The organism is Streptomyces cadmiisoli (assembly GCF_003261055.1).
In the GTDB taxonomy this organism is placed as follows: Bacteria; Actinomycetota; Actinomycetes; order Streptomycetales; family Streptomycetaceae; genus Streptomyces; species Streptomyces cadmiisoli.
Genome location: NZ_CP030073.1, coordinates 5,572,581 through 5,599,570, shown reverse-complemented (window position 1 = coordinate 5,599,570; position 26,990 = coordinate 5,572,581). Strand labels below are relative to the sequence as shown.

At 71.6% G+C, this 26,990-nt stretch carries 24 protein-coding genes and 2 tRNA genes; 14 read left to right on the top strand and 12 right to left on the bottom strand.

Annotated features, from left to right (window positions below):
* Window positions 1–78: 78 nt before the first annotated feature.
* Window positions 79–1,932 (top strand): putative bifunctional diguanylate cyclase/phosphodiesterase, encoded by a 1,854-nt coding sequence (locus DN051_RS24470; protein WP_112439508.1) that lies wholly within the window; start codon window positions 79–81, stop codon window positions 1,930–1,932.
* On the opposite strand, the gene DN051_RS24465 is transcribed toward DN051_RS24470, so the two are convergent.
* The 3 genes from DN051_RS24465 to DN051_RS24455 form a co-directional block, all read right to left on the bottom strand.
* Window positions 1,911–3,035 (bottom strand): LLM class flavin-dependent oxidoreductase, encoded by a 1,125-nt coding sequence (locus DN051_RS24465; RefSeq protein WP_053763013.1) that lies wholly within the window; start codon window positions 3,033–3,035, stop codon window positions 1,911–1,913. The genes DN051_RS24470 and DN051_RS24465 overlap by 22 nt on opposite strands.
* 65 nt (window positions 3,036–3,100) lie before the next feature.
* Complete coding sequence (locus DN051_RS24460; protein ID WP_053763012.1) at window positions 3,101–3,832, bottom strand: maleate cis-trans isomerase family protein; 732 nt, start codon at window positions 3,830–3,832, stop codon at window positions 3,101–3,103.
* Window positions 3,829–4,650 carry a maleate cis-trans isomerase family protein gene (locus DN051_RS24455; protein ID WP_112439507.1) on the bottom strand — a complete coding sequence of 274 codons (822 nt, stop codon included), beginning with the start codon at window positions 4,648–4,650 and terminating at the stop codon, window positions 3,829–3,831. The genes DN051_RS24460 and DN051_RS24455 overlap by 4 nt, the downstream gene beginning before the upstream one ends.
* Window positions 4,651–4,790: 140 nt before the next feature.
* Here DN051_RS24455 and DN051_RS24450 point away from each other — a divergent pair, with 140 nt between their 5' ends.
* Both DN051_RS24450 and DN051_RS24445 read left to right on the top strand, forming a co-directional pair.
* The gene (locus DN051_RS24450; RefSeq protein WP_112439506.1) at window positions 4,791–5,762 is read left to right on the top strand and encodes a D-2-hydroxyacid dehydrogenase; all 972 of its coding nucleotides are present in this window, start codon (window positions 4,791–4,793) and stop codon (window positions 5,760–5,762) included.
* A 17-nt stretch (window positions 5,763–5,779) separates the two neighbouring features.
* Window positions 5,780–7,201: an amidase gene (locus tag DN051_RS24445; protein WP_112439505.1), complete on the top strand. Its 1,422-nt coding sequence runs from the start codon at window positions 5,780–5,782 to the stop codon at window positions 7,199–7,201.
* On the opposite strand, the gene DN051_RS24440 is transcribed toward DN051_RS24445, so the two are convergent.
* Window positions 7,182–7,676, bottom strand: a complete 495-nt coding sequence (locus DN051_RS24440) for a DUF3830 family protein (protein ID WP_053763008.1) — start codon at window positions 7,674–7,676, stop codon at window positions 7,182–7,184. The two genes, DN051_RS24445 and DN051_RS24440, sit on opposite strands and share 20 nt — an antisense overlap.
* Window positions 7,677–7,856: 180 nt before the next feature.
* On the opposite strand from DN051_RS24440, the gene ehuB reads away from it, so the two are divergent.
* The 6 genes from ehuB to DN051_RS24410 all read left to right on the top strand — a co-directional run bounded on the left by ehuB (window position 7,857) and on the right by DN051_RS24410 (window position 12,197).
* Window positions 7,857–8,759 carry an ectoine/hydroxyectoine ABC transporter substrate-binding protein EhuB gene (gene ehuB, locus DN051_RS24435; protein WP_053763007.1) on the top strand — a complete coding sequence of 301 codons (903 nt, stop codon included), beginning with the start codon at window positions 7,857–7,859 and terminating at the stop codon, window positions 8,757–8,759.
* A gap of 16 nt (window positions 8,760–8,775) precedes the next feature.
* Window positions 8,776–9,507, top strand: a complete 732-nt coding sequence (gene ehuC, locus DN051_RS24430; RefSeq protein ID WP_053763006.1) for an ectoine/hydroxyectoine ABC transporter permease subunit EhuC — start codon at window positions 8,776–8,778, stop codon at window positions 9,505–9,507.
* Window positions 9,504–10,148 (top strand): ectoine/hydroxyectoine ABC transporter permease subunit EhuD, encoded by a 645-nt coding sequence (ehuD, locus tag DN051_RS24425; protein ID WP_053763005.1) that lies wholly within the window; start codon window positions 9,504–9,506, stop codon window positions 10,146–10,148. Before ehuC ends, ehuD begins: the two co-directional genes overlap by 4 nt.
* Window positions 10,138–10,965, top strand: coding sequence for an ectoine/hydroxyectoine ABC transporter ATP-binding protein EhuA (gene ehuA / locus DN051_RS24420; protein WP_053763004.1), 828 nt, complete (start codon window positions 10,138–10,140; stop codon window positions 10,963–10,965). The genes ehuD and ehuA overlap by 11 nt, the downstream gene beginning before the upstream one ends.
* Before the next feature lie 251 nt (window positions 10,966–11,216).
* On the top strand, window positions 11,217–11,969 hold the full coding sequence (locus DN051_RS24415; RefSeq protein WP_053763003.1) for an IclR family transcriptional regulator: 753 nt from the start codon (window positions 11,217–11,219) through the stop codon (window positions 11,967–11,969).
* A 154-nt stretch (window positions 11,970–12,123) separates the two neighbouring features.
* Window positions 12,124–12,197 (top strand) — tRNA-Lys (locus tag DN051_RS24410).
* Here DN051_RS24410 and DN051_RS24405 read toward each other — a convergent pair.
* The 4 genes from DN051_RS24405 to DN051_RS24390 all read right to left on the bottom strand — a co-directional run bounded on the left by DN051_RS24405 (window position 12,163) and on the right by DN051_RS24390 (window position 17,290).
* Entirely contained in the window at window positions 12,163–13,860 is a 1,698-nt protein-coding gene (locus tag DN051_RS24405; protein WP_112439504.1) for a long-chain-fatty-acid--CoA ligase, read from the bottom strand. The genes DN051_RS24410 and DN051_RS24405 overlap by 35 nt on opposite strands.
* A 128-nt stretch (window positions 13,861–13,988) precedes the next feature.
* A complete protein-coding gene (locus DN051_RS24400; protein WP_053763002.1) occupies window positions 13,989–14,594 on the bottom strand; it encodes a lytic polysaccharide monooxygenase auxiliary activity family 9 protein in 606 nt (201 codons plus the stop codon).
* A 136-nt stretch (window positions 14,595–14,730) separates the two neighbouring features.
* Window positions 14,731–15,852: an SPFH domain-containing protein gene (locus DN051_RS24395; RefSeq protein ID WP_053763001.1), complete on the bottom strand. Its 1,122-nt coding sequence runs from the start codon at window positions 15,850–15,852 to the stop codon at window positions 14,731–14,733.
* 43 nt (window positions 15,853–15,895) lie between these two features.
* Window positions 15,896–17,290, bottom strand: a complete 1,395-nt coding sequence (locus DN051_RS24390; protein ID WP_053763000.1) for a peptidoglycan-binding protein — start codon at window positions 17,288–17,290, stop codon at window positions 15,896–15,898.
* Between the two features lie 185 nt (window positions 17,291–17,475).
* Between DN051_RS24390 and DN051_RS24385 the strand changes: the two genes are divergently transcribed.
* From DN051_RS24385 to glxA, 4 genes are all read left to right on the top strand, one after another.
* A tRNA-Lys gene (locus DN051_RS24385) sits at window positions 17,476–17,549 on the top strand.
* 86 nt (window positions 17,550–17,635) lie between these two features.
* A complete protein-coding gene (locus tag DN051_RS24380; RefSeq protein ID WP_053762999.1) occupies window positions 17,636–18,349 on the top strand; it encodes a FadR/GntR family transcriptional regulator in 714 nt (237 codons plus the stop codon).
* A gap of 315 nt (window positions 18,350–18,664) precedes the next feature.
* On the top strand, window positions 18,665–20,641 hold the full coding sequence (locus tag DN051_RS24375; RefSeq protein WP_053762998.1) for a glycosyltransferase family 2 protein: 1,977 nt from the start codon (window positions 18,665–18,667) through the stop codon (window positions 20,639–20,641).
* Window positions 20,638–22,575 (top strand): radical copper oxidase GlxA, encoded by a 1,938-nt coding sequence (gene glxA, locus DN051_RS24370; RefSeq protein ID WP_112439503.1) that lies wholly within the window; start codon window positions 20,638–20,640, stop codon window positions 22,573–22,575. Before DN051_RS24375 ends, glxA begins: the two co-directional genes overlap by 4 nt.
* Before the next feature lie 81 nt (window positions 22,576–22,656).
* Here the strand turns inward: glxA and DN051_RS24365 are convergent, their stop codons facing one another.
* On the bottom strand, window positions 22,657–23,682 hold the full coding sequence (locus DN051_RS24365) for a glycoside hydrolase family 6 protein (protein WP_053762996.1): 1,026 nt from the start codon (window positions 23,680–23,682) through the stop codon (window positions 22,657–22,659).
* 217 nt (window positions 23,683–23,899) lie between these two features.
* On the opposite strand from DN051_RS24365, the gene DN051_RS24360 reads away from it, so the two are divergent.
* Window positions 23,900–24,631: an ANTAR domain-containing protein gene (locus tag DN051_RS24360; RefSeq protein WP_053762995.1), complete on the top strand. Its 732-nt coding sequence runs from the start codon at window positions 23,900–23,902 to the stop codon at window positions 24,629–24,631.
* 207 nt (window positions 24,632–24,838) lie between these two features.
* On the opposite strand, the gene DN051_RS24355 is transcribed toward DN051_RS24360, so the two are convergent.
* The 3 genes from DN051_RS24355 to DN051_RS24345 form a co-directional block, all read right to left on the bottom strand.
* Entirely contained in the window at window positions 24,839–25,504 is a 666-nt protein-coding gene (locus DN051_RS24355) for a class F sortase (protein WP_053762994.1), read from the bottom strand.
* A 5-nt stretch (window positions 25,505–25,509) separates the two neighbouring features.
* The gene (locus tag DN051_RS24350; protein WP_053762993.1) at window positions 25,510–26,049 is read right to left on the bottom strand and encodes a hypothetical protein; all 540 of its coding nucleotides are present in this window, start codon (window positions 26,047–26,049) and stop codon (window positions 25,510–25,512) included.
* Between the two features lie 103 nt (window positions 26,050–26,152).
* Entirely contained in the window at window positions 26,153–26,932 is a 780-nt protein-coding gene (locus tag DN051_RS24345; RefSeq protein ID WP_053762992.1) for an HAD-IIA family hydrolase, read from the bottom strand.
* Window positions 26,933–26,990: the final 58 nt, after the last annotated feature.

The window sequence follows — 26,990 nt, the reverse complement described above, 5'->3', positions numbered from 1 at the left end:
CACACTTTCCTGACCTTTCCTGCCCGGACCGAGAACGAGCAGAGATCGAGCAGAACGAGTGCACTGCGGGAGCGAGCGGTGAGCGGAACGTCCGAAGGGTCGACGCCCGCGGCAGACCTCATCCGGCCGGCCGTCACAGACAGTGATCGCAAGAGCCCACCTCGTACGAACGCCGAGGCCTCCGGCACCTTCCGGGCCGCCTTCGTCCGTGCCCCCCTGGCGATGGCCGTGGTCGACCGCGAGGGGCTGGTCGCCACCGCGAACGACGCGCTGGCCGAACTACTGGGCGTCGACGCCGGGCAGCTGGCGGGACGCGTCGCCGCCGATCTGATGGACCTGGCCTCCGACGCCCGCACCTGGCACGCCTACCGCGAGGTGCTGGGCGGCCGCGACGCCCGGCTGCGCTGCACCCGGCGTCTGAAGCACCCCGACGGGCACAGCGTCTGGGTGCAGATCACCGTCTCCCCCCTCCCGGAGGGCGCGGGCGGGGTGCTGCTGGCCGCCGCCGACATCAGCGCCCGGCGTGAACTCCAGGGCAGGCTCCGGCACTTGCAGATGCACGACCCGGTGACCCGGCTCGCCAACCGCACCCTGTTCTTCGAGCGCCTGTCGGCCGCGCTGGACGTGGAGTCGTACGAGCGCGGCGGCACCGGCCGGATCGGCCTGTGCTACCTGGACCTGGACGGCTTCAAGGCGGTCAACGACACCCTCGGCCACCGGGTCGGCGACCGGCTGCTGGCGGCGGCGGCCGAACGGCTGTCGCGCTGTGCGGACGAAGCCGGCTACGGCAGGGCGAGCGCACCGCTGGTGGCCCGGCTCGGCGGGGACGAGTTCGCCCTGCTGGTCGAGGACTCCACCGGCACCGAGCAACTCGCCGACCTGGCCGAATCCGTACTGTCGGCCCTTCAGGAACCCTTCGACCTGTCCGGTCAGCGGCTGTCGCTGTCGGCGTCGATCGGGGTGGTGGAACGGCAGGCGGCCGGGACCACCGCCACCGGTCTGATGCAGGCCGCGGACACCACGCTGTACTGGGCGAAGGCAGACGGCAAGTCCCGCTGGACGCTGTTCGACCCCGAGCGCAACGCCCACCGCATGACCCGTCAGGCCCTGGCCTCCACGCTCCGCCCGGCCATCGACCGCGGTGAGTTCACCCTGGAGTACCAGCCGCTGGTGGGCATGGCGGACGGACGGCTGAGCGGGGTGGAGGCGCTGGTGCGCTGGAACCACCCGCAGTTCGGGATGCTGACGCCGAATCGGTTCATCGCACTGGCGGAGGAGGACGGCGCGATCGTCCCGCTGGGGCGCTGGGTGCTCGCCACCGCCTGCCGCCAGGCCCGTCGCTGGCAGCTGGAGCGCCCCGACGAGGCGCCCATCTTCGTGTCCGTGAACGTGGCCGTGCGCCAGGTCTGGGACTCCGACCTGGTGGCGGACGTGGCGGCGGTCCTCGCCGAGACCGGACTGGCCCCGCATCTGCTCCAGCTGGAGCTCACGGAGTCCGCGGTGATGGGCTCGGCGGGCCGCCCGCTGCAGGCCCTCCAGGCGCTCAGCGAGATGGGTGTGCGCATCGCCATCGACGACTTCGGCACCGGCTACTCGAACCTGGCGTATCTGAGCCGGCTGCCGGTGTCCGTGCTGAAGCTGGACGGCTCGTTCGTCCGGGGCTTCCAGTACGAGGAGGCCGACGCCCGTCCCAACCCGGCCGACGAGGTGATCGTCGAGGCGATGATCGAGCTGGCCCACCGGCTCGGCCTGACCGTCACCGCGGAGTGCGTGGAGACCTCGGCCCAGGCCGGCCGGCTGCGCCGCATCGGCTGCGACACCGGCCAGGGCTGGCTGTACTCCCGGCCGGTGTCACCGGGCCGCATCTCCGAGCTGCTGGACTGCCCGTCCGAGCCGGCGGGCCAGACAGGTCAGGCGGTCGGCAACGCGTAGGCGTCGGCGATGAGTTCGTAGGAGCGCAGGCGTACTTCGCCGCTGTGCGCGTTGGCGGTGATCATCAGCTCGTCGGCGCCGGTGCGCTTGTGGAGGTCGTCGAGGCCGGTGCGGACCTCGTCGGGGGTGCCGTGGATGACGTTGGCGTTCCACGAGTCGATGAACTCGCTCTCCAGCGGGCTGAACCCGTGGGCCTCCGCCTCCTCCGGGGTGGGGACGAGACCGGGGCGGCCGGTGCGCAGCCGGAGCATGCCGAGCGCGGCGGCGCGGACCTGCCGGCGGGCCTCCCGCTCGTCCTCGGTGGCCAGGGCCGAGACGCCGATGAGGGCGTACGGCTCGGAGAGCACCTGGGAGGGGCGGAAGGTCTCGCGGTACAGGTCGAGGGCCGGGACGGTGTTCTGCGCCGAGAAGTGGTGCGCGAACGCGAAGGGCAGACCGAGCAGACCGGCCAGGCGGGCGCTGAAGCCGGAGGAGCCCAGCAGCCAGACGGGCGGACGGTGCGGGGACTGGACGCCGCCCGGGGAGGTGGCCTGCACCGGGCCCGGCACGGCGTGGATGCCGCGGTAGGGGTGCCCGTCGGGGAAGTCGTCGTCGAGGAACCGGGTCAGCTCGGCGAGCTGCTCGGGGAAGGCGTCGGCGGCCTCGTGCGGGTTGTCCGTGCGGCGCAGGGCTGCGGCGGTGGCGCCGTCGGTGCCCGGGGCCCGGCCGAGACCGAGATCGATCCGGCCGGGGGCCAAGGCCTCCAGCGTGCCGAACTGCTCCGCGATCACCAGCGGCGCGTGGTTGGGCAGCATCACCCCGCCCGAACCGAGCCGGATGCGGTCGGTGTGGGCGGCGAGATGGGCGAGGATCACCGCCGGCGAGGAGGAGGCCACACCCGGCATGGAGTGGTGCTCGGCGACCCAGTACCGGTGGTAGCCGCGGGACTCCGCGAGGCGGGCCAGCGCGGCACTGGTCCGCAGCGCGTCGGTCGCGGTGCGGCCGGCGCCCACGGTGACCAGGTCCAGTACGGACAGAGGGGTGGGGGCCGTGCCCCGGCGGGTACCACGGATGTCGTCTGCCGCCACGGGGTGCCTCCTGTGTGTAGCGCCGTGCTCAGTCATCCCCTCGTCAACGGGCGGGCGGCCCCGAATATTCCTGTGCATGTATTCCGGGCCGTACGGGGCCCTCACACCTGCACGATCGGTTCCCGGGTGAACAGGGAGCCCAGCTGCGGCGCGTTCACCCGCCGGTCGGTCAGCCGCAGCGCCTCCCAGACGGTGACCTGGTTGGCGGTGAGGACGGGCTTGCCGAGGTCCTTCTCCAGCTGCGGGAGGTACGCCGCGGTGTGCAGGGCCGTGTCGGGCAGCAGCACCGCGTCCGCGTCCGGGTCGTCGGCCGCGCGGGCCAGGGCGAACAGCTCGGCCTCCTGCCAGGTGCCGACCTCGGCGGCCGTGATGATCCCGGAGCTGCGCACCCCGGTCACCTCCGTGCCGCCCGCCCGCAGGAACTCCGCGAACAGCGACGCCACGTCGTCCGGGTAGGTCGCCCCGACGGCGACCCGTCGCGCTCCGATCTCCTGAACCGCGTGCACGAAGGCGAAGGAGGTCGAGGAGGCGGGCGTCCCGGCGCTGCGGGCCAGGGCGCGGACCTGCTCGTGGGCGCCCTGCCAGCCGAGCACGAAGCTGCCGCTGGTGCAGGCCCACACCACGGCCTCGGCGCCCCCGAGCCGCAACTCCTCCACGCCCGGGGCGAGCCGCTGCGGCGAACCCATCTCGCGCAGCGCGTCGACGCGGTGCGCGTCCTCGCCGATGTCGGTGTGCACGACCTCCACCCGGATGTCACTGCCCAGGAGCTGCTCGATGCGTGGATAGTCGTCCTCGGCGGAGTGGCCCGGGTAGAGGAAACCGAGTGCGGTCATGTCGTGCCTTCCTGCTGCTGTTCTTCTTCGGGCAGTACGGGACCGGCGTCCGCGGCCGGCAGGACCGGACCGGGACGCGCCGCCGGATCGATCAGCGCCTGATACGGTCCCACCGCCCAGGTACCCAGCCGGCGCAATGCCGCCCACACCGTCACCTGGTTGGCCGAAACGACCGGCATCCGCAGCTCCGCCTCCAGCTGGGGAATGACGTCGTAGGTCGGCAGATTGGTGCAGGCGATGAACAGGGCGTCCGCGCCGCTCCGCCCGCGCACCGCCTGCCGCGCCATCGCGGCCACGTCGCGGTACGGGACCTTCCAGATGTCCCGGGTCAGACCCATGTAGGCGCATCCGGTGACGGTGACGCCCGCCTCGGCCACGTACTCCTGGAGCGCCCGTGTCACGGACACCGTGTAGGGCGTCACCAGCGCCACCCGCCGCACGTCCAGTTCCCGCAGCGCCTCCAGCAGGGCGCCCGAGGTGGTCAGCGAGGGCACCGCGCCCGCCCGGGTCATCGCCTCGCACATCGCCCGCTCGCCGGCGATCCCGCCGACGAAGCTGCCCGAGGTGCAGGCGTACGCGACGACCTCGGGGCTGATCGCGGTCAGGGTGCGCACCGCGTCGTCCAGCGTCTCGTGCTCGCTCACCAGACGGGCCAGGTCCAGGCTGACCTCGACCGGCACGAACGGCGTCCGCGTCAGATGCAGCGACACCTCGTCGGGCACCCAGCGCCACAGCTCGCGGTCCAGGGCGAAGTCGAACGGGGCGACCACACCGACACCGCGCTGTGGACTCGGTCCGCCGAGAAAGGAGATGTCCACGACAGGCACCGCCTCACACAGAGAAAGGAGCGGGCAACGGACCGTACGCGCGCCCGTGTTGACGAAGGTAGGTTCGAGTGCGAGCGTGGTCAAACCTCGCATGTCAGACGGCCGCCAACCCCCCGAGAAACGGCTTCCGCATGACCGTCGCAGCACGTCCGTCCACCGGTACGCCCACCGTTCTCGTCCTGGACGCGGAGCCCCTGCCCCGGCTCGGGCGGCTCACCGGCCGCGCCAGGATCGAGCACACCGACGAGTCGGCGCTCGCCGAGCGGCTGCCGCACGCCGATGTGCTGCTGGTCTGGGACTTCGCCTCGCACGCGGTCCGCTCGGCCTGGCCGGGCGAGGGCCCGCGGCCGGGCTGGGTGCACACGGCCAGCGCGGGCGTGGACCATCTGCTGTGCCCCGAGCTCGCCGCCTCGGACACGGTGGTGACGAACGCACGCGGCATCTTCGACCAGCCGATCGCCGAGTACGTCGCCGCGCTGGTGCTGGCGATGGCCAAGGACCTGCCCCGCACCCTGGAGCTGCAACGGGAGCGGACCTGGCGGCACCGCGAGTCCCGCAAGGTCGCCGGGACCCGTGCCTGCGTCGTCGGCTCGGGGCCGATCGGCCGGGCCATCGCCCGCACGCTCAAGGCACTTGACATCACCACCGCGCTGGTCGGCCGCACCCCGCGGACCGGTGTCCACGGCCCGGACGACCTGGACCGGCTGCTCTCCCGCGCGGACTGGGTGATCGCCGCGGCACCGCTGACGGAGCGGACGCACGGCATGTTCGACGCGCGCCGTTTCGGGGTGATGCAGCCCTCCGCCCGGTTCGTCAACGTCGGCCGCGGGCAGTTGGTCGTCGAGGAGGCGCTGGCCGACGCGCTGGACAAGCGGTGGATCGCGGGCGCGGCCCTGGACGTGTTCACGGACGAACCCCTGGCCGCGGACAGCCCGTTGTGGGGCGTGCCGGGCCTGATCGTCTCCCCGCACATGAGCGGCGACACGGTCGGCTGGCGCGACGAGCTGGGCAACCAGTTCCTGGAGTTGTACGAGCGCTGGGCGGCGGGCAGACCGCTGGTGAACGTGGTGGACAAGAAGCGCGGATACGTACCCGGACACTGACGCCCCCGGGAGGGTGGATGACCGAGCTCACCGAGCTGACCGCCGTACAACTCGTCGACGGCTACCGCAAGGGCGAATTCAGTCCCGTCGAGGTGACCCGGGCGGCGCTGGACCGGGCCGAGCGGATCCAGCCGCGGGTGAACGCCTTCGTCCGGCTGACGCCCGAGGAGGCCCTCACCCGGGCCGGGGAGTCGGCGGAGCGCTGGCGGCGCGGCGAGCCGGCCGGAGCGGTGGACGGGGTCCCGGTCACCGTGAAGGACATCCTGCTGCTGCGCGGCGGCCCGACCCTGCGCGGTTCGCGGGCGGTCGACCCGCGCGGCAAGTGGGACGAGGACGCCCCCTCGGTCGCCCGGCTGCGCGAACAGGGCGCGGTGTTCCTCGGCAAGACCACGACCCCCGAGTACGGCTGGAAGGGCGTCACCGACTCCCCGCTGACCGGGGTCACCCGCAACCCGCACGACCCGTCCCGCACCGCGGGCGGTTCCAGCGGGGGCGCGGCGGCGGCCGTGGCGCTCGGCGCGGGGCCGCTGGCCCTGGGCACCGACGGCGGCGGCAGTGTCCGCATCCCGGCGGCGTTCTGCGGCATCTTCGCGCTGAAGCCGACGTACGGCCGGGTCCCGCTGTACCCGGCGAGTGCCTTCGGAACGCTGTCGCACGTGGGGCCGATGACCCTGGACGCGGCGGACGCGGCACTGCTCCTGGACGTCATCGGCGTGCCCGACGAGCGCGACTGGTCGGCGCTGGGCCCGCCGCCCGGCTCCTTCACCCGGGCGCTGACGGGCGGGGTGCGCGGGCTGCGGGTGGCCTACTCGCCCTGCCTGGGCGGCCAGGTCGCGGTGCGCCCGGACGTCGCGGCGGCGGTGCGGCGGGCGGTGGAGCGGCTGGCGGACCTCGGCGCGTGGGTGACGGAGGAGGACCCCGACATCACCGACCCGGTGGACGCCTTCCACACCCTGTGGTTCACCGGCGCGGCCCGGGTGGTGCAGCATCTCGGGCCGCAGCAACGGGAGTTGCTCGACCCGGGGCTGCGGGAGATCTGCGCGAGCGGCGAACGCCGGTCGGCGCTGGACTATCTTGCGGCGGTGGACGTCCGGATGGACCTCGGCCGGCGGATGGGCCGCTTCCACACCTCCTACGACCTGCTCGTCACACCGACGGTGCCGATCACGGCGTTCGAGGCGGGCGCCGAGGTGCCGCACGGGTCGGGGCTGCGGCGCTGGACGGGGTGGACACCGTTCACCTATCCGTTCAACATGACGCAGCAGCCGGCCGCGACCGTCCCGGTGGGCACGGCCGGCGACGGGCTGCCGGTCGGGCTGCAACTGGTGGCCGCCCGCCACCGCGACGACCTCGTCCTGCGGGCGGCGCACGCGCTGTACGAGGCGGGCATCGGTCTGCGCCCGGCGCCGTCCGGCGGGCTCACGCCCGGCGGAACCTGAGCGTCTCCCCCGCGGCGCCCGAGCGCCACAGGTCGTTGCAGGCGTCGGCCATGGCGTCCAGTCCGTCCACGACCTGGCCCCACACGATGCCCGGCACCCAGCCGACGTCACCGTTGAGCAGCAGGTTGTTGCGCTCGTAGAACAGGGCCAGGTCCACCAGCGTGGTACCGGGCCGCACTTCGCGGTCGTAGCCGTACGCCCTGGTGCCCAACTCGGCGCCGGCGAAGGAGAAGTAGCACAGGTCGCCCGGGATCGGGGTGACCGTGGGGTTCTCCAGCGGGGGTTCGGACGCGGCGAAGGGCGGGAAGAGGGCGTAGATCTCGTTGCGGGCGTACTTGGCGTGGTAGACGTCGCCGGCCAGCGGGAGGGCGTCCCAGAGGGCCGCGCAGGTGATCGGGGCGCGGTCGTCGAGGAGTTTCGCGGTGCAGCGGACGTCGCGTTCGGCCAGGGAGACTTCCACATAGCGATCGGCCATGCCCTTCCCCCTCCCCTGCCCCGAAGGTCTCACACCCCCGCGGTCCGGAAAACATTCCGGTCACGGTGCGGTCACCGTTCGGTTGCATCGGCAGGGCCTTCTGCATACCGCTCGCGCATCGGGCAGGCGCCCCCACTGGCCGCGGCCGTATGGCAGCACGACTCCGGAGGGTGCACGTTCATGACCGAGTTCCCGAACCTTTCCCGCAGGGGCTTCCTCACCAGAACCGCGGCCGTGGGCGGTGCGCTGACCGTCCCCGGACTGCTCGCGGCGTGCAGCAAGACGGACGCCGGCGCCTCCGGCGAGGGCTCGACCCTGGACAAGCTGAAGAAGCAGGGGTACGTCCGGGTGGCGTACGCCAACGAGGCCCCGTACGGCTACGAGGAGGGCGGCGAGCTCAAGGGCGAGGCGCCCACCCTGCACCGGGAGATCTTCAAGGCCCTCGGGGTCGACGAACTGCGTCCGGCCTTCTCCGAGTGGGACGGTCTGATCCCGGGACTCCAGGCCGGCAAGTACGACGTGATCAGCGCGGGGATGGCGATCGTCCCGGAGCGCTGCGAGCGGGCGCTGTTCTCGGAGCCCGAGTTCATCTCGCCCACCGCGCTGATGGTGAAGCGGGGCAACCCCCGGAAGCTGACGGATCTGGCGTCCGTGAAGGAAGCGGGCGTCACCGTGGGCGTGATGTCGGGCGCGGTCGAGAAGAACTACGCCACCGCCGCCGGTGTATCCGAGGACCGGATCAAGACGTTGCAGAAGCCGCAGGACGGCGCCGACGCCGTCAAGGGCGGCCGGATCGACGCCTTCCTGCTCACCGGCATCTCGCTGAACTGGCTCGCCAGGAACAACCCGGGCCTCCAGGTCACGGACTCGTTCGTGCCGGAGCTCGACGGCGTCGCGCAGTACAGCCCGGGCGGCGCCGTCTTCCGCCAGGGCAGCGAGGACCTGCGGGACGCCTTCAACCGGGAACTGAAGAAGATCACTTCGGATCCGGCCCGCTATGTGCAGCTGATCGGCGAGTACGGCTTCGGCGAGGACACCATCCCGCCGGCGGACCTGAAGACCGCCGAACTGTGCAAGGGCTGACGGGACACCGCCGCCCATGGGTGACTTCTACACGTACTTCTTCGACCATCTGCCGGACGTCTGGTCCGGGCTGTGGGTGACGCTGGCGGCGACGGTCCTCGGCTCGGCCGCGGCGCTCGCCCTGGCGTTCGTGTTCGGCTTCACGGCGCACGGCGGCGGCGTACTGCTGCGCGGGACGTCCCGGGTCGTCGTGGAGTTCTTCCGCGGCACCTCGCTGTACGTCCAGCTGTTCTGGCTGTACTACGCCTTCCCGCTGCTGTTCGGCTACGAGCTGTCCCCGCTGTTCTGCGGCGTCGTGGCGTTCGGCATGAACTACGGGGCGTACGGCTCCGAGGTGGTGCGCGGCGCGCTGAACGCCGTGCCCAGGGCCCAGTGGGAGGCGGCCGTCGCGCTGAACATGACGCCCGCCCAGCGCATGCGCCGGGTGATCCTGCCGCAGGCCTGGGTGCAGATGATCCCCTCCTTCACCAACCTGCTGATCCAGCTGCTGAAGTGCACGCCGCTGCTCTGGCTGATCTCGGCCGCCGATCTGACGACCGTGGTGCAGCGGATGCGGGACCGCACGGGTGAGACGACCTGGGCGTATCTGACGCTGCTGGTGATGTACTTCGTCCTCGCCTACGCGCTGACCCTGCTCATGAACGCCCTGGAGCGGCGCGCCAAGGCACGGCTCGGACTGCGGACCGGCGCCGCCCGCGGACCGCGGCCCGTCGAGGCGTCCGCCACGACCGCGGGAGGCTCCCTGTGAACTACGACTGGGACTGGGCCTCCCTGGGCGAGTCGCTGCCGCTGCTGTGGGAGGGCTTCAAGACCACGGTGCTGGCCACGGTGCTCGGCACCCTGGTCGCCGCCGTGCTCGGGCTGCTCGTCGCGATGGCCGGGCGGGCACCCGGCCGGGCGGTGACGGTGCCGGTGCGCGCGGCCACCGAGTTCGTCCGGTCCACCCCGCTGCTGGTCCAGCTGGCCGGCGCGTACGCGGTGTTCCACACGGTCGACCCGCTGACCATCGGCATCGCGGTGCTCGGCATCCACTACGCCTCGTATCTGTCGGAGGTGTACCGGGCCGGCATCGACGCCGTGCCGAAGGGCCAGTGGGAGGCCTGCCGGGCGCTGTCGATGACACCGCGCCGGACCTGGCGGGCCGTGATCCTGCCGCAGGCGGTGCGCAACGTCCTGCCCGCGCTGGGCAACTACGCGATCGCCATGTTCAAGGAGACCCCCTTCCTGGCCGTGATCACGGTCCAGGAGATGGTCGCCGAGGCCCGGGAGTACGGCGCGACCCACTTCGTCTACGCCGAGACCTTCACCCTCGCGGGCCTGATCTTCCTGGCGGCGAGCTACCCGACCTCGCTGCTGATGAGAAAGCTGGAGAAGCGCCTTGGCCACTGACCCCCTGCAGAAGACGAGTCCCGAGCAGTCCGCGGCCGACGCCGCCGCGCCGGCCCACCTGGTGGAGTTCGACCAGGTGGTCAAGCGCTACGGCGACCATGTCGTCCTCGACCACCTGGACTTCACCGTCGACCGGGGGCAGCACGTCACCCTGATCGGCCCCAGCGGCTCCGGCAAGACGACGATCCTGCGGCTGCTGATGACGCTGGAGAAGGTCAGCGGCGGCGTGATCACGGTGGACGGCCGGCCGCTGACCCATCTGCCCGGACCGGACGGTGCCCGCAAGCCCGCCACCGAGAGGCACCAGCGGGAGATCCGCAAGAAGATCGGCATGGTCTTCCAGCAGTTCAACCTGTTCCCGAACATGAACGTGCTCCAGAACATCACCGAGGCGCCCGTCAACGTGCTCGGCCTGGAGCGCGCCGAGGCCGAGGAACGCGCCCGGGACCTGCTGGACCTGGTCGGTCTGCGGGAGAAGGCCGACGCGCATCCGACCCGGCTGTCCGGGGGCCAGCAGCAGCGGGTGGCGATCGCCCGCGCGCTGGCGATGCGGCCGGAGATCCTGCTGCTGGACGAGGTCACCTCGGCACTGGACCCGGAGCTGGTGGCCGGGGTCCTCGACGTGCTCAGGGACATCGCCCGCACCACGGACATCACCCTGCTCTGCGTGACCCACGAGATGAACTTCGCCCGGGACATCTCGGACCGGGTCATGATGTTCGACTCGGGCCGGGTGATCGAGTCCGGCAGTCCGGAGAAGCTGTTCGGCGACCCGGAGCACGAGCGGACCAGGGAATTCCTCGGAGCGGTGCTCTGACAACAATGCCCGTGGCATATGCCAGATGTTTACGCCCCTGTTGGGAGGGTCGCAATCTCGTCAACTGCCGGTCACTCCCGGCCTCTTGGCGGCTATCGTTGAGTGGTTCCGCCGACCGGATCCACCGTCCAGAGAGCAAGCGCAGGGAGAAACACCGTGGCGCTGCTGTGTCATCCCGGGGGACAGCCCCCGGACCCCCGGCAGGCAAGGCACGTCCGAGCACCCGACATGACACAGCGAGGTGAGCTGTCGTGAAGCTCGAACCGACCGCGCCCTACCACTCGGCCCAGGACGCGCTGCGCGTCCTGGAGACGGTGGCGCGGCAGACCACCGGTGTCACCGACGCCGAGCTCGCCCGGCACACCGGCGTCGGCCCGGACCGGCTGCCGTCACTGCTGCGCATGCTGCGCCGGGAGGGATACGTCGAGCAGATCGCCGAGGGGGCGTACGTCGCGGGAGCCGCGCTCGCCCGTCTCGGCTCCGCGCACCACCGCGAGGAGGCCCTGCGCGACCAGCTCCAGCGCGCCCTCGGCCGGCTGCGCGACTCCGTCGGCGCCGCCGTCTACATCAGCCGGTACCTCGACGGCGAGGTCAGGGTCACCCAGTACGCGGACGGGCCCACCACCCCCGCGGTCAACGAGTGGGTCGACTTCCGCTACTCCGCCCACGCCACGGCGGTCGGCAAGAGCCTGCTCGGCCAGCTCGACCACAACGGACGCCGCGACCACCTCGCCCGGCACAAGATGGCCCGCCTCACCTCCCGGACGATCACCAGCGACCGGCTGCTGCTGTCCCGGCTGGAGGCCCAGCCGCCCACGGCTCCGGTCCTCGACCTCCAGGAGTACGCGGTCGGCACGGTCTGCGCGGCCGTCCCGATCACGGCCGGCTCCGCCGTGGGCTGCCTGGCCCTGTCCCTGCCCGTCGAGCAGACCCACCGGCTGCGCCAGGCCGCGGACACGCTCAACCGCAACGCGACCCCGGTGCTGATCTCGCTGGCGATCTAGTCCCGCGGCGGACAGCGCTCGCCCGGCGAGGAGCGGTGTCCGGTGCGTGCCCTCCGGCGTCGAGGAGCGGTGTCCGTGCCGGTCCGGAGCACCCTTTCGGACCGGGTATTATTTTCTTCGTCGCCGACCGCGGACAGCGGACGGCGGGAGTCATGCGCCGCTAGCTCAGTTGGTTAGAGCAGCTGACTCTTAATCAGCGGGTCCGGGGTTCGAGTCCCTGGCGGCGCACGTTCGAGGAGCCCTCCGTGGAAGCGGGGGGCTCCTTCCGTATGAGGTGCTCCCGCCCCCGCGCCCGGTACCGCGCCTCCAGCGCCACCGTGTCCGCCGCGGTCAACCGCCGGTACGGTTCGGACGAACCCGGTGACCTCCACCACACCGGATCGGCGCACCGAAAGCCTTCCGCGCGCAGCCCGGCACGATGGATCTTGTTCGTGGCGGTGACCGGCATCCGCTCGGCGACCCGCACGAACCGCGGCGCCATCTTCGTCCCCAGATCCGGCTGGGCCGCGAGGAACTCGGCGAATCCGCGCGGGTCGAAGTCCCCGGCGAGCGTCGCCATCACCTGGTCCCCGGCGACGGGGTCCGGCACCGCGTACACGGCGACGGCCGAGGCGCCCTCGTACCGGGCGAGGATGTTCTCGATCACCGCGGCGGCGAGGTTCTCGCTGTCGACGCGCAGCCGGTCGTCGGCGCGGCCCGCGAAGTACAGGAACCCCTCGGCGTCCCGGTAGAAGAGGTCGCCGGTCCAGTACCAGCCCCCGCGGCGCCGTTCCGCCTCCGCCCGGGGGTTGCGCCAGTAGCCCTCGAAGGGGTTCGGCCCCCGGTTGACCAGCTCGCCGATGGCCCGGTCCCCGTTGACCAGCCGGCCGGCCTCGTCGAACGCGGCCGGCGGGCACTCCTCGCGGGTGTCCGGATCGAGCACCGCGAGCCCGGGGCCCGCGCGGCCGACCGCCCCCGCGGGGGTGCCCGGCGCCCACTGCACCGCCGCGCCGCCCTCCGACGATCCGTACCCCTCCACCAGCCGTACCCCGAAGCGCCGCTCGAACGCCGCCGCGTCCACCGCGCCCGCCTCCGTGCCGAACCCGACGCGCAGCGGGTTGTCCCGGTCGTCGGGGCGCGGCTCGGTGGCCAGGACGTACTGGACGGCCCGCCCCACATAGGTGAAGTACGTCGCCCCGTACCGGCGTACGTCCGGCAGGAAGCCCGACGCTGAGAACCGCCGCCGCAGCGCGACGCCCGCCCCGGCGGCCAGTGCCGGCGCCCAGTCGGCGATCACCGCGTTGCCGTGGAACATCGGCATGCAGATGTAGTGCACGTCGTCCGGGCCGAGCGCGAACTGCGCGGCGAGGGAACGCCCGGCGGCGGCCAGCCGGCCCTGGGTGCAGATCGCGGCCTTGGGGGCACCGGTGGAGCCCGAGGTGAAGTAGAGCAGCAGCCGGTCGCGGGGGGTGGCCCGGGTCGGGTCCGGACACGCGTCGGCGTACGGGGCGAGCAGCCGCTCGTAGGGCTCGGTGTCGGTGACCAGCAGGCGCACCCCGGGCAGTTCCAGACCGTCGAGAAGGGGCAGGTGGGCCCGTTCGGTGACGACGATCCGGCACTCGGTGTGCAGGATGTCGCGGGCGAGCTCCGGACCGCGCCGGGTCGGATTGATGCCGGCGACGGCCGCGCCGGCCAACGCCGCGGCGCCGAGCCACAGCGGGTACTCCGGGGTGTTGTCGAGCAGCACCCCGACGTGCGGGTGGGCGTGGCGGGGCAGCAGGTCGGCCAGAAGCGCCGCCCGTGCCGCGGCTCCCGCGGCCACCTCGTGCCGGGTGAGCGTCCGCTCCTCGAACCACAGCCCGGGGCGGTCGTCGCCCCACTGCCGCCCGACCAGTTCCGCCACGGTCTCCATGCGGCCGCACGGTAACTGACATGTCGTCAGATGTGGAGGGTGAGGGCAGTCCGATCGCCCGGACTCTCCGGGTGCGCCGGAACCGCAGCTCGCGGTGCCGGCGCACCCGGATCGCGTCCGGGAAGGGATCAGAAGGTGACGTCCGAACAGGCGTAGAACGCGTTCGGGGTGTCGGCGATCGTCCAAACCGCGACGATCACGTGCCGCCCGCTCAGCCCGGACGGCAGGGTGCCGCTGTGGGAGAGGGTGGACGGCGGTCGCTGACCGTTGTACGGGACCGTGAGGAACGGGGTGAGGTTGAGGTCGGACCGGGCCAGGTTGTGGTTCTGGTTCCAGCCCGCCTTGGTGACGTAGTACTTGAAGTCGGTCGTGGCGTGCATCGCGGTGAACTGCCAGCGGAACGTGTAGCTCTGGCCGCCGGTCACCCGGGTGGTCGGCCAGGTCCCGTTCGACGGTGTGCGCGGGCTGTCGAGCTGGGCGAACCGGGTGTTGTTGCCGGAGCAGATCCGGCCGTCGGCCGGACCCGAGGACGGGAAGCCCTTGGGGCCCTCGACGCTCTGCGGCTCCCATTGGATCTCGCCGCAGTTGGTGACGGAGCCGTTCTGGCAGAGCTTCTGCCTGCTGATGGGGAGGTCGGTGTAGCCGTGGCCGGTGGCACCGCCGGAGGAGAGCACCAGAGCTCCGGTGGTCGCCAGTCCCACCGCGGCGGCGTACATCTTGGTCCTTGTGCGCATGCTGCCGCTCCTGGAGAACGTGGGGGAAGTTCTGTGAGCAGGTCTAGACCAAGCCTCAGATTATGAGCATCGGTTGAACATGTCCATACCAATCGCGGAACATGTTCGACGACCCGTCAGAACCTCCGCCGGGCGGTCACGGCTCCCGCTCCCCGCGCCCCGCGCAGAACGCCACCGTCAGATCCTTGACCAGCACCTTGCGCTCGTGCGCGTCCAGGTCCACCAGACCTCGCATGGTCAGCCGCGACACCGTGTCCTCCACCGAGTCGACCACCGACGTCAGCACGCTCGCCCGGTGCTGCGCGTCCAGCGCCGCGATCCTGCGCCGGTGCATCGCGTCGGCCAGCTCGGGGGCGTACTCGATCCGCACCGGCTGCACCGAGAAGACCTCCAGGCCGACCGGCGCGGCGTCCGCCGCCACCAGCCGGGTCAGCGCCTCCGCTGCGGCCTCCACCCCGGCCCGGGTGCCGCCCGGCATCTCCACCGGCACCCGCAGGAGCCCCGCCTCCACGCACTCGCGCAGATATCTCTCGTGGTCCTCCACCGTCAGCACGGCCCGCGCGGTGTCCCGCACCCGCCACACCACCAGGACCACCACCCGCAGCGCCATCCCGCCCCGGTCCGCGGCGGGCACCGGTTCACTGCGCCAGTGCCGCAGCCGCACGTCGACCCGGCGGCGCAGCAGCAGCGGGTTGACCCACATCAGCCCGGTGCGCCGCACGGTCCCCCGGTAGCGGCCGAACAGATCGAGCACCCAGGCCCGCCCCGTGCGGCCCCGGGCCAGTCCGCCGAACCCGAGCAGCCCGAGCGCCCCGGCCCCGGCGTACGCCGCCCACTGCGCCGGACCCGCCGCGCCCCCCGCGGACGCCGGCAGCCCCAGCGTCTGCACCACCTGCGGCGGCAGCCCGCTCGACCACCACGAGGTCACCGCGCACCCGACCGCCCCGGCGACACCGGCGAGCACCCCGACCGCCCCGGGCAGCACCCGCGCGGGCCGTTCCACCAGGTCGGGATCGACCCGGGCGACGGGCCGGGTCCGCGGGGCGGCCGGACGGCGCAGCCGGGGCTGCTCCCCCGTGCCCTGGCGGCGGTTGACCACGGCGGGCCTGATCGGCACGTCGACCGGGTCGGGGTCGTCGCGGAACAGCAGATGGACCGGGATCTCGGTGGTGACCTCGTTGTGGATGAGCCGGGCCGGCCGGGCCGGGCCGCCGTCGGCTCCGCCGGACTCGGGCGTCTGGGGAGTGGTCGTGGTCATGCGTGCCTCCAGCCTCCGCGCCAGATGCGTTCAGAACAGGTGATCAGGAAAAGAGCCGCCGCCAGGTCTCCGGCCCCGGGTGGCCGTTCGCCGCCCCGCCCCGCCAGCCCTGGGCGCGCTGGAAGGCCTCGACGCTCCGCCGGTCCGCGTCGCCCCAGCGCGTCCCCGGCCCCGTGGCGTAGTGCCCGCCGAACCCCTTCCGCACGAGCTGCTGCCCGAGCCGCAGGACATGCTCGTTGCTCGCCCCGGGCCGGAACATGCCGCGGCCGGGGTAGGCGGGGACCCTCGCCGCGGGCGGGGCGAGCGCCGCGGGCGGGGCGGTGGCGGGGGACCGGGCGGGCGGCTCGGGCGGGATGTCCTTGCCCTTGCCCGTGACCAGCAGGTCCCAGGTCCGCTCGCCCGGCAGCCCGTCCGCCTCCTTGTCCTTCCAGCCCTGGGCCACCTGGAAGGCCTGGGTCGCCATACGGTCCGCGTCCGTCCAGAGCGGGCCGGGACCCTCGGGGTAGAAGCGGCCGGCGCCGCGCCCGATCAGCATGCGGCCGAGCTGGGTGACGTGCTCGTTGACGGCCCCGGGGCCGAAGTACTTCGTTCCGGGGTACGCCGTCACGTCCCCCTGCTCCTCCTCCTGCCCCGGCTGCGTGCCGACCTGCTGCACCGTGCCCGGGTCCGACACGACGCCCCGGTAGCGGTAGGGCACGTAGCGGTCGGAGTTCTTGGAGTAGGCGTAGGGGGTGGTCTGCTTGCGGGCGCGCGGGCGGATGGACTCGTAGGCCGTGTAGTGCGTCCGGGTCTGGTCCGTCCAGCCGCCGAAGATCACGACGTGCGACCCGTTCTGCGGATTGGCCGGGTTGTGGAACAGCAGCATGTCGCCGGGCTGGAGCTCGTCCTTGGTGATGCGCACCCCGTACAGGTGGAGGGTGCCGGTCCATTCGTTGGCCGGCAGCTTCCAGGCCATCGAGACGAAGCCCGAGCAGTCCTGCCGGTAACCGTCGCTCCAGTAGTCGGTCATGCTGTACGGCACCCGGTCCGCGACCCACTTCTTGGCCCGGTTGATGATTTCCGCGCGGGTGATCGCGGGGAACGGGGCGGCACCCGCCGGCTTGGCCGGTGTCCCCCCGGGACCGTGCAGCGGAGCCGTGCCGCCCTGCGGGGTGTCGGGCTCGTCACCTGCGGGAACGCCGGGCCGATGAGGAGCGTGGGGGGCGTGCGGGACCGCTGCGACCGGAGTCGCGTGGCCCGCGGCGAGCGCCGCCGAGGCGAGGGCGGCGACGGCCAGCACCCGGGTCGCGCCCGGTCGGCACCCCACGGGCCGGCCGGGCGCCGACCGCGCGGGGTCCCGGAACGAGGAGGGCACGGCGAGTGCGGGGCGCCGCGGGGCGCAACCGGGGCAGTCGCAGTCATCGGCCGGCTCGAATTCCTCGAACACCGGAGTCTTCATGCGATTCCCCTCACACTTCGGATGGAAATGTCCAGGCCTGTACACGTTGATCAGTTTCACAACTGTGCCTCGGGCGCGCATGTTGACGGTCCGAATGATGTACGGCCACCCAGGGGTCGGGGCGGCCGCCCGGCCACGGGTCCGGAGCACCCTTCCAGGTCATGTAGAGTTAACGCCGTCAGCACGCGCCGCTAGCTCAGTTGGTTAGAGCAGCTGACTCTTAATCAGCGGGTCCGGGGTTCGAGTCCCTGGCGGCGCACGACCGGAAGGCCCCTCGCAGCAGCGGGGGGCCTTTCGCATGGCCGGAAGGGGGACCTCCCCCCGTTGGCCGGTTACCCTCTGGCCATGGCAGCGCGTGACCTCCAGGAGCGGATCAAGAAGCTCATCGTCGACCGCCGGCTGACCTCCGGGTCCCCGCTGCCGACCGAGCCGGAGCTGATGGAGTTCCTCGGCGCGAGCCGGAACTCCGTGCGGGAGGCGCTGAAGGGGCTCCAGGCGATGGGGATCGTGGAGATACGGCACGGCTTCGGCACCTATGTGGGCCGGATGTCGTTCGCCCCGATGATCGAGGGCCTGGCCTTCCGCACGGTCGCCGGGCACCACCGCGGGGAGGACTCCCTGCTCCAGCTGCTGGAACTGCGCGAGGCGATGGAGGCCGGACTGGTCTCCCGGCTGGCCGGACGGCTGCCGCAGGCGGACCTCGTTGAACTGGACGCCCTCGTGGACCGTATGGATCAGCGGGCCGCGCACGGAGCCGGCCTCGCCGAGACCGACCGGGCCTTTCACGCCACCCTCTACCGAGGGCTGGACAACGTGCTGCTGTCCGAGGTGCTGGAGGCGTTCTGGGACGCCTTCCACCAGGTGAGCAGAGATCTCGTGGAGGTGCCGCAGGACCCTCGGGTGACCTGCCGGCAGCACCGGGAGATCCTGGACGCGGTGCGGTCCGGTGACTCGGTGCGAGCGGAGGAGGCCATAAGAGACCACTTCGGCAACGTTCGTGCCCGACTGGCCTCAAGCGCACCGGCAGACGCCAACTTGCATCCCAATGAGCGCGTTTAACCGGTAAATACCGTGTATCGCATCTTGCGATCATGCTGAACGGCGTAGAACCCTGGTTTTTCACGAGGCTGCGGATACGCGCCAATTGGGGGGCACGGAAACCGGTTGCCGGTGTTGCGGGGAGAGGGGCCCCGTTCATGAAGCGATGCCGAGGGGGGCATCATGCAACCGGAACGTCGCAGTTCCATGTCTATAGAGTGTGGATGACGTGGTGACTGCGGCGCACCACTGGTACGCCTGTGAAGGTCGAGGGGGACCCGAGCGGGCGCAGGAACCGACAGACACGCGGCTGACCCGCGTGTGGGGGGATGACTCATGACGTCGACGCCGACGGGCGCCCGGCAGAACTTCGACCCGTCACAGACCACCCAGCTCAGAGTGCCTTCGCACCGGTCCGGCAACACGGGGACCTTCCGCCGGATCAAAAAGACCCTGCCGAGGTACGACTACGAGCACTACAGCCGGCTGGCCGGCCCCCTCACCCAGCCGGATCCCGGCAAGCCGTACAAGGTGCAGTACCGCACGCTCATCTCGCAGGAGCCGCACCGTATACGTGTCGCGCTGATGCTGGCCGCGGCACCGCTGCTCTCGCTGGTGCTGCTGGCCTGGCTGCTCCAGCCGGAGCACTGGACGGAACGCGACTACCCGGCCTACGACTTCCTGCCGGCGCTCGACATCGTGATGCTGGTCTCGATCGGTCTGATCGAGTTCTTCCGCTGCATGAACGTGCTGTCCAACGCGCACGCCACACTGGTCGCCCGCGACCCGATCCCGGTGGTGCCCGAGAGCGGTACGAGAGTCGCCTTCCTCACCTCCTTCGTGCCCGGCAAGGAGCCGCTGGAGATGGTGACGAAGACCCTGGAGGCGGCGGTCAAGCTGCGCCACCGGGGTCTGCTGCACGTCTGGCTGCTCGACGAGGGCGACGACCCCGAGGTCAAGCAGGTGTGCGCACGGCTCGGCGTGCACCACTTCTCCCGCAAGGGCGTGGCGAAGTGGAACCAGTCCAAGGGCCCGCACCGCGCCAAGACCAAGCACGGCAACTACAACGCCTGGCTGGACGCGCACGGCGGCGACTACGACTTCTTCGCGTCCGTCGACACCGACCACGTCCCGCTGCCGAACTACCTGGAGCGGATGCTCGGCTTCTTCCGCGACCCGGACGTCGGCTTCGTCATCGGCCCGCAGGTCTACGGCAACTACGACACGTTCGTCACCAAGGCCGCCGAGTCGCAGCAGTTCCTCTTCCACGCGCTGATCCAGCGGGCCGGGAACGCCTACGGCGCGCCGATGTTCGTCGGCACCTCCAACGCGGTGCGGATCAAGGCGCTCCAGCAGATCGGCGGCCTGTACGACTCGATCACCGAGGACATGGCGACCGGCTTCGAGATCCACCGCCACAAGAACCCGGCCACCGGCCGCAAGTGGCGCTCGGTCTACACGCCGGACGTGCTCGCCGTCGGTGAGGGCCCGAGCGCCTGGACGGACTTCTTCACCCAGCAGATGCGCTGGTCGCGCGGCACGTACGAGACGATCCTCAAGCAGTACTGGAAGGGCTGGTACTCGCTGCCGCCGAGCAAGCTCTTCAACTACACGATGATGATCATCTTCTACCCGATGTCGGCCCTCAACTGGATCCTCGCCGCCCTGAGCTGCGCGCTGTTCCTGGGTCTGGGCGCCTCGGGTGTGAACATCGACCCGACCGTGTGGCTGATGCTCTACGGCAACGCCTCGGCGCTCCAGATCGGCCTGTACATCTGGAACCGCCGGCACAACGTCTCCCCGCACGAACCGGAGGGCTCCGGCGGTGTCGCCGGCATGGTGATGTCCGCGCTGTCCGCGCCGCTGTACGCGAAGGCGCTGGTGGACTCCGCGCTGCGCCGCAAGAGCAAGTTCGTGGTCACGCCCAAGGGGGACTCGGCGAGCCCGGACCGGTGGTTCGCGACCTTCCGCTACCACTGGTACTTCATCCTGATCTTCGGTGCGTCCATCGCCGCCGGCTTCGTCTTCGGACACTCCCACCCCGCGATGATCATCTGGGCGTGCTTCGCGCTGCTGATCACCGCCACGCCGATCTTCGTCTGGCGCTGGCAGCTGCGGCAGGAGAAGAAGCGACCCGCCCCGGCCGCGCCGGAACCGCAGGACGCGGCTCCGGCGCCGACGCCCGCGCACGGAGTGCCGACGCAGTACGCGCCGCACGCCCCCCAGCAGCGGCCCAGCTGGGCCGCCTCCGGCGGGGGCAACGACCAGACCATGCAGATCGCCCTTGGTGGACTTGGGGGACGTAAGGAATGAACGACCGTGCAGGCCGCCGCCGCGCCCGTCGACTAGCGATAGGCACGGCGGTGGTACTCGCGCTGGCCGGGATGAACGGGCCGTGGCTGTACCGCTTCGGGACCGAGAAGTACCACCAGTACCAAATCAACAGGCCCGAGTACAAAGCGGACAACGGCCACTGGAAGATCATCGATTTCCCGGAGGAGTACCGGCAGAACACCATCCACGCGGCGCTGCTGCGCACCGGCAAGATCCTGCTGGTGGCCGGGTCGGGCAACAACCAGGAGAACTTCGACGCGAAGAAGTTCGACACCCGGATCTGGGACCCGGTCAAGAACACGATCAAAAAGGTGCCGACGCCCAGCGATCTGTTCTGCACCGGCCACACCCAGCTCGCCAACGGCAACCTGCTGATCGCCGGCGGCACCAAGCGGTACGAGAAGCTCCAGGGCGACGTGAAGAAGGCCGGCGGCCTGATGATCGTCTACAACGAGAACCCGGACAAGCCGATCACCCTGCCGGCGGGCACCGATTTCACCGGCAAGGAGAACGGCAAGACGTTCGTCTCCAAGGACCCGGTGCTGGTGCCGCGCGCGAAGAAGGTCTTCGACCCGGAGACCGGCCGCTTCCTGCGCAACGACCCCGGGGTCGGCCGGATCTACGTCGAGGCCGCCAAGGAGGGCGCGCGCTACGAGACCGGCACCCAGGACAACTACACCGTCGAGGGTCTGAGCGGGAACGACGCGCGCAACACCTACGGCATCGCGCAGAAGCTCGCCCTGGACAAGAAGGACTTCCAGGGGATCCGCGACACCTTCGAGTTCGACGTCGTCGCCGAGAAGTACATCAAGGTCGACCCGATGAAGGAGGCCCGCTGGTACCCGACGCTCACCACGCTGAGCGACGGGAAGATCCTCAGCGTCTCCGGTCTCGACGACATCGGCCAGCTGGTGCCGGGCAAGAACGAGATCTACGACCCGAAGACCAAGAAGTGGACCTACACCGAGAAGGTCCGCCAGTTCCCGACGTACCCGGCGCTGTTCCTGATGCAGAACGGCAAGATCTTCTACTCGGGGGCGAACGCCGGCTACGGGCCCGACAACGTCGGCCGGGACCCGGGCGTCTGGGACGTGGACACCAACAAGTTCACCAAGCTGCCCGGCCTGAGCGACGCCAACATGCTGGAGACGGCGAACACCGTGCTGCTGCCGCCCGCGCAGGACGAGCGGTACATGGTGATCGGCGGCGGCGGCGTCGGCGAGTCGCAACTGGCGAGTGAGAAGACCCGGATCATCGACCTGAAGGACGACGACCCGCGGTTCGTGGACGGGCCGTCGATGGCGAAGGGCACCCGCTATCCGCAGGCCTCGGTGCTGCCGGACGACAGCGTCCTGGTCGCGGGCGGCTCGCAGGACTACCGCGGGCGCGGCGACTCCAACATCCTCGAGGCACGGCTGTACGACCCGGAGGCCAACGAGTTCAAGAGCGTCGCCGACCCGCTGGTGGGCCGCAACTACCACTCCGGGTCGCTGCTGCTGCCCGACGGCCGGGTGATGTTCTTCGGTTCCGACTCGCTGTTCAGCGACAAGGCGAACACCAAGCCCGGCGAGTTCGAGCAGCGGATCGAGATCTACAGCCCGCCGTACCTGTTCCGCGACTCGCGGCCCTCGCTGTCCGGGGGTCCGCAGACCATCGAGCGCGGGGAGTCGGGGACGTTCACCTCGCAGCACGCGTCGTCGATCAAGAAGGTGCGGCTGATCCGGCCGAGCGCGTCGACCCATGTCACCGACGTCGACCAGCGGTCCATCGCGCTGGACTACAAGACGTCCGGCAACAAGATCACGGTGACGGTGCCGGAGAACCGGAGCCTGGTGCAGTCGGGGTGGTACATGCTGTTCGTCGACGACGACCAGGGCACGCCCTCCGAGGCGCAGTGGGTCCGCGTGCCGTGACGGACCCGGACGGACGAACGGGGCGCCCTCCCTCGCGGAGGGCGCCCCGTTCGTCGTCGGCGCAGCGGACGGCGGCCGGTGTCAGCCGGCCGCCCCGGCGAGCTTCAGCGCGTAATCGGCCCACCACTGGCCCGCCTTGGGGCCGCCCTTGCACTCGCCGTCGGACTCACCGGGCCGCTTGACCCAGAGATAGGCGTCGACGAGGGGGTCCGCGGTCTTCGTCGTGGGGCTCTCGCCGAGGGCCCGGCCGGGCGGATTGCACCAGCGCTCGCCGGGGTCGCCCTCGGTGTAGGGGCCGTTGCCGTTGCGGCTGGTGTCGACGACGAAGTGCTTGCCGCCCACCTTCGCGGAGAGCTCCTTGCCGTAGTTGATCGAGTCCTCGGTGGAGTAGAAGTTGGAGACGTTGACGGAGAAGCCGTCGGCCCGGTCGATGCCGGCCCGTTGCAGCGGTTCGAATATCTGGTCGGGGTCGCCCCAGCCCGCGTTGCCGGCGTCCAGGTAGACCTTGGTCCCGGCCTGCGCCTTCAGCTTGTCGACGGCGTAGTTGAGCAGGTCGTACCGCTCCTCGTGGAACTCGCCCGGGGTGCAGCCGTCCACCAGGTGCAGCACGGCGTCGGGTTCGAGGACGACGGTGGCGGGGCGGTCCCCGATGCCCTGCGCGACGGAGTCGATCCAGGCCCGGTAGGCGTTGCCGTCGGCGGCACCGCCGCCCGAGTACTGGCCGCAGTCGCGGTGCGGGATGTTGTAGAGGACGAGCAGCGCCGTGCGGTCGGCCTCGGCCGCGGCCTCGGTGAAGCCCCGCGCCTGCTCTTCGGCGTTGTCCGGGCTGATCCACTCACCGGTCGGCTGCTGGGCGATCCGCCGGATCGTGTCCGCCTCCGTCTTCTTGCCGTCCTTCTCGTAACCGGCGACCTGCTGGGCCGCCGTGCCGTCCGGGTTGACCCAGAACGGTGCGGCGTCCTTGGGCTGCTGGGTTATTCCGGCGCTCGCGCCGTCGTCACCGCCGTCCCCGTCGCCGTCGTCGGAGGAGCATCCCGCGATGAGCAACGCCGCCCCCAGCGCCACCGCGGTCGCCCGCACTCCGGCCGCCCCCCTGCTGCCGTACATCCAGCTCCCCCCTCGGGTGCCCCGGTCCGAGTCTCAATCCTGACATACGTCCCAGGCGCTCACGAGGTCGCCCGCGGCCTTGTCCGTGAGCTGTTACAGGCCGTCGGGACGGGCGGGCACGTACCGGGCCGGAAGGGGGGCGCGGGACGCGCGGGAGGGGAAGGAGAAAGGAAAAAGCAGAGGCGAGGGAGAAGACGGACAAGGGGAGGGCACAGACATGCATCGGACGCCCCGGGAACTCCGGCTGGCTGCCGCACTGGTGGAGGCCTCGGACACCCTGGCCGACGACTTCGACACCGGCCGGCAGCTGCGCCGACTGGCGGACCACTGCGTGGAACTGCTGGCCGCGCGGGCCGCCGGGGTCATGGTGATCGACGACGGCCGCGCGGTGACCCTGACCGGGAGCGGTCCCGAGCAGGAGCCGGCGCTCGACCTCCTGCGCGCGCAGGCCGACGGCGGTCCCTGCTGGGACTGCTACGCGTCGGGGCAAGCTCTCGCGCCGGTGTCGGTCGGCGCGGCCCACGCGGCCGGCCGCTGGCCGGAGTTCACCGAACGGGCGCTGCGGCACGGTGTCGGCTCGGCGTTCGCGGTGCCGCTGCGCGGACACGGGCGAACCCTCGGCGCGCTCGCCGTGTTCAGGAGCGGACCGGCCGGACACCCGCGCCCGGACGCCGTGCCGGACGTACGGGTGGCCCAGGTGCTCGCGGACGGCACGGCGCTGGGGCTGGGCAACCACGACCGGTACGCGCGGTGCCGCACCCGGGCGGGCCAGTTGCAGGAGGCGCTGTCGAGCCGGGTCCGTATCGAGCAGGCCAAGGGGATGCTCGCCGAACGCTGGAACACCGATGTCGACGCGGCGTTCGCGGCGCTGCGGCAGTACGCCCGGCGGCACCGGCTGCCGCTGGACCGGGTGGCGCGGGCGGTCGTGGAGCGTGCCGTGGACCTCTAGGCTCCGGGCCCCCGCTCGTTCTAGAGTCGGACCGAGACGGCCCCAGTCCCCGGCCGGACCACCTGCCGTTGGCTTGCCCAGCCTCCCGCGCCGGACCGCCGGGTTACTCCCGCAGCCCGAGCAGGCGCGGTCGAGGACCAGCCCGGCCGGCGGCCCCGGGGGGAGCGGGCCGTCGGCCGGGCCAGGTGCCCGGGGCGCAGAGCGGCCTCATGGCCCGGTGCCGGTGAGGTACGCCGACACGACCACGTTGGCGGTGTAGTTGCCGCTGGTCCGGTCGAAGGTGCCGCCGCAGGTGATCAGCCGGAGTTCGGCGCGCCCCGACTCCCTTGCGCCGTAGGCCTGCTGGGCGTTGAAGCGGTCGCGGGAGAGGACCTGGACGTCCTCGACGGTGAACTCGGCGATCCGGCCGTCGTCGCGGACCACCCGGACGGTCTCGCCGGGCCGCAGCGCGCTGATCCGGTAGAAGACGGCGGCGCGGGTCGCGGTGTCGACGTGGCCCACCATCAGCGCGGTGCCGGCCGCGCCGGGTTTCGTCCCGGCCGCGTACCAGCCGACGACGCCGGGCTGGTCGTACGGTGGCGCCTCTATCGCGCCCTGCGCGTCGAGGCCGCGGGCCACGACGGGCGCCTGCACACCGAGGCCGGGGATGTCGAGGCGCTGCGGCAGCGCCCCGGTCAGGGGTGCGGCGGCGGGCGGCAGCTGCGCGGTGGGCGGCCGGCCGACCGCCGCCATGTCGCCGGTGGTGGGCGCGGATATCCCGTGCCGTACGTCGGTCACCTCGCGGCCCCACATCCACAGCCCGAGCAGCAGCACCGCCCACGCCACGCCCGTGACGAGCCGTCCGGTCCTCAAGGAGCGTTCCCGGTCGGACATGGCGCTCAGCCCGTCCGGCGGCCGCGGCGGGTGCCGCGCACCACCACGACCACCGCCGCCGCGCTCGCCAGGAGCAGACCGATCACCGCGTGCACCGTGTCGGGCCCGGTCGCGCGGGCGTCCGCGGACGACAGCCGCATGCTTCCGCCGCCGCCGGCGCTGACGGGGGCGACCGGCGTCGCGGGGGTTTTCGGCGGGGCCGTGGCCGCGCCCACCGTGACCTGCGTCCGCAACGATCCGGCGGGGCTGCCCGCGCACGTGACCCGGACCTCGTACCGGCCGGGCCCGACCATCGAGCGGACCCGGGCCCGCCCGGCCAGGGTGCCGCCGGTGCCGGTCAGCTCCGCGTCGGCGACGAACGCCTTCGAGGCCGCGGTGCCGGTTCTCCCGGCGCAGCCGGTCACCCGCAGTGCGAGGTCGCCGCCGGGGGCCGGGGACGAGGGGGTGACCGTGACGCCGTCGCCGACCGGCCAGGCGGCCGTCGGGGCGAATGCGGTGAAAGCTGCCAGGACGCCGGTACAGAGAGTGCGTCGCAGTGAACCCATCGTGAACCTCCAGATATCTGGAGGCTCCCCCGAACGGCCCGGCCCCGCATCCTCAGCGGGGCCGGGACTGCTCCGTAAGGGTGACTCCTGCCGCCGGGGCGGTTTAGACGCGGTCCACGAGATCCGCGATGGAGTCGACGACCTCCGACGGCCGGTACGGGAAGTCCTCGATCTGCCCCTGCCGGGTCAGGCCGGTGAGCACCAGGAAGGTGCGCATCCCGGCCTCCATGCCCGCGAGCACATCGGTGTCCATCCGGTCGCCGATCATGGCGCTGGTCTCGGAGTGCGCGCCGATCGCGTTGAGCCCGGTGCGCATCATCAGCGGGTTCGGCTTGCCCGCGAAGTACGGCTTGCGGCCGGTCGCCTGCGTGATCAGCGCGGCGACCGCGCCGGTCGCGGGGAGCGGGCCCTCGGTGGAGGGGCCGGTCTCGTCGGGGTTGGTGCAGATGAAGCGGGCGCCGCCGAGGATGAGCCGGACGGCCTTGGTCATGGCCTCGAAGGAGTAGGTACGGGTCTCGCCGAGGACGACGTAGTCCGGTTCGTGGTCGGTGAGGATGTAGCCGATGTCGTGCAGCGCGGTGGTCAGGCCCGCCTCGCCGATGACGTAGGCCGAGCCGCCGGGCCGCTGGTCGTCGAGGAACTGGGCGGTGGCCAGGGCCGAGGTCCAGATCGACTCGACCGGCACCTCCAGGCCCATGCGGCGCAGCCGGGCGTGCAGGTCGCGCGGGGTGTAGATCGAGTTGTTGGTCAGGACCAGGAACGGCTTGCCGGACTCGCGCAGCTTCTTGATGAAGGCTTCTGCGCCGGGGATCGGTACACCCTCGTGGATCAGGACACCGTCCATGTCGGTGAGCCATGACTCGATGGGCCTGCGGTCTGACATGTGCGTCGATCACTTCCTGGCGTAAGTACGGCGACGGACGGGGGCGCCGGAACCACGG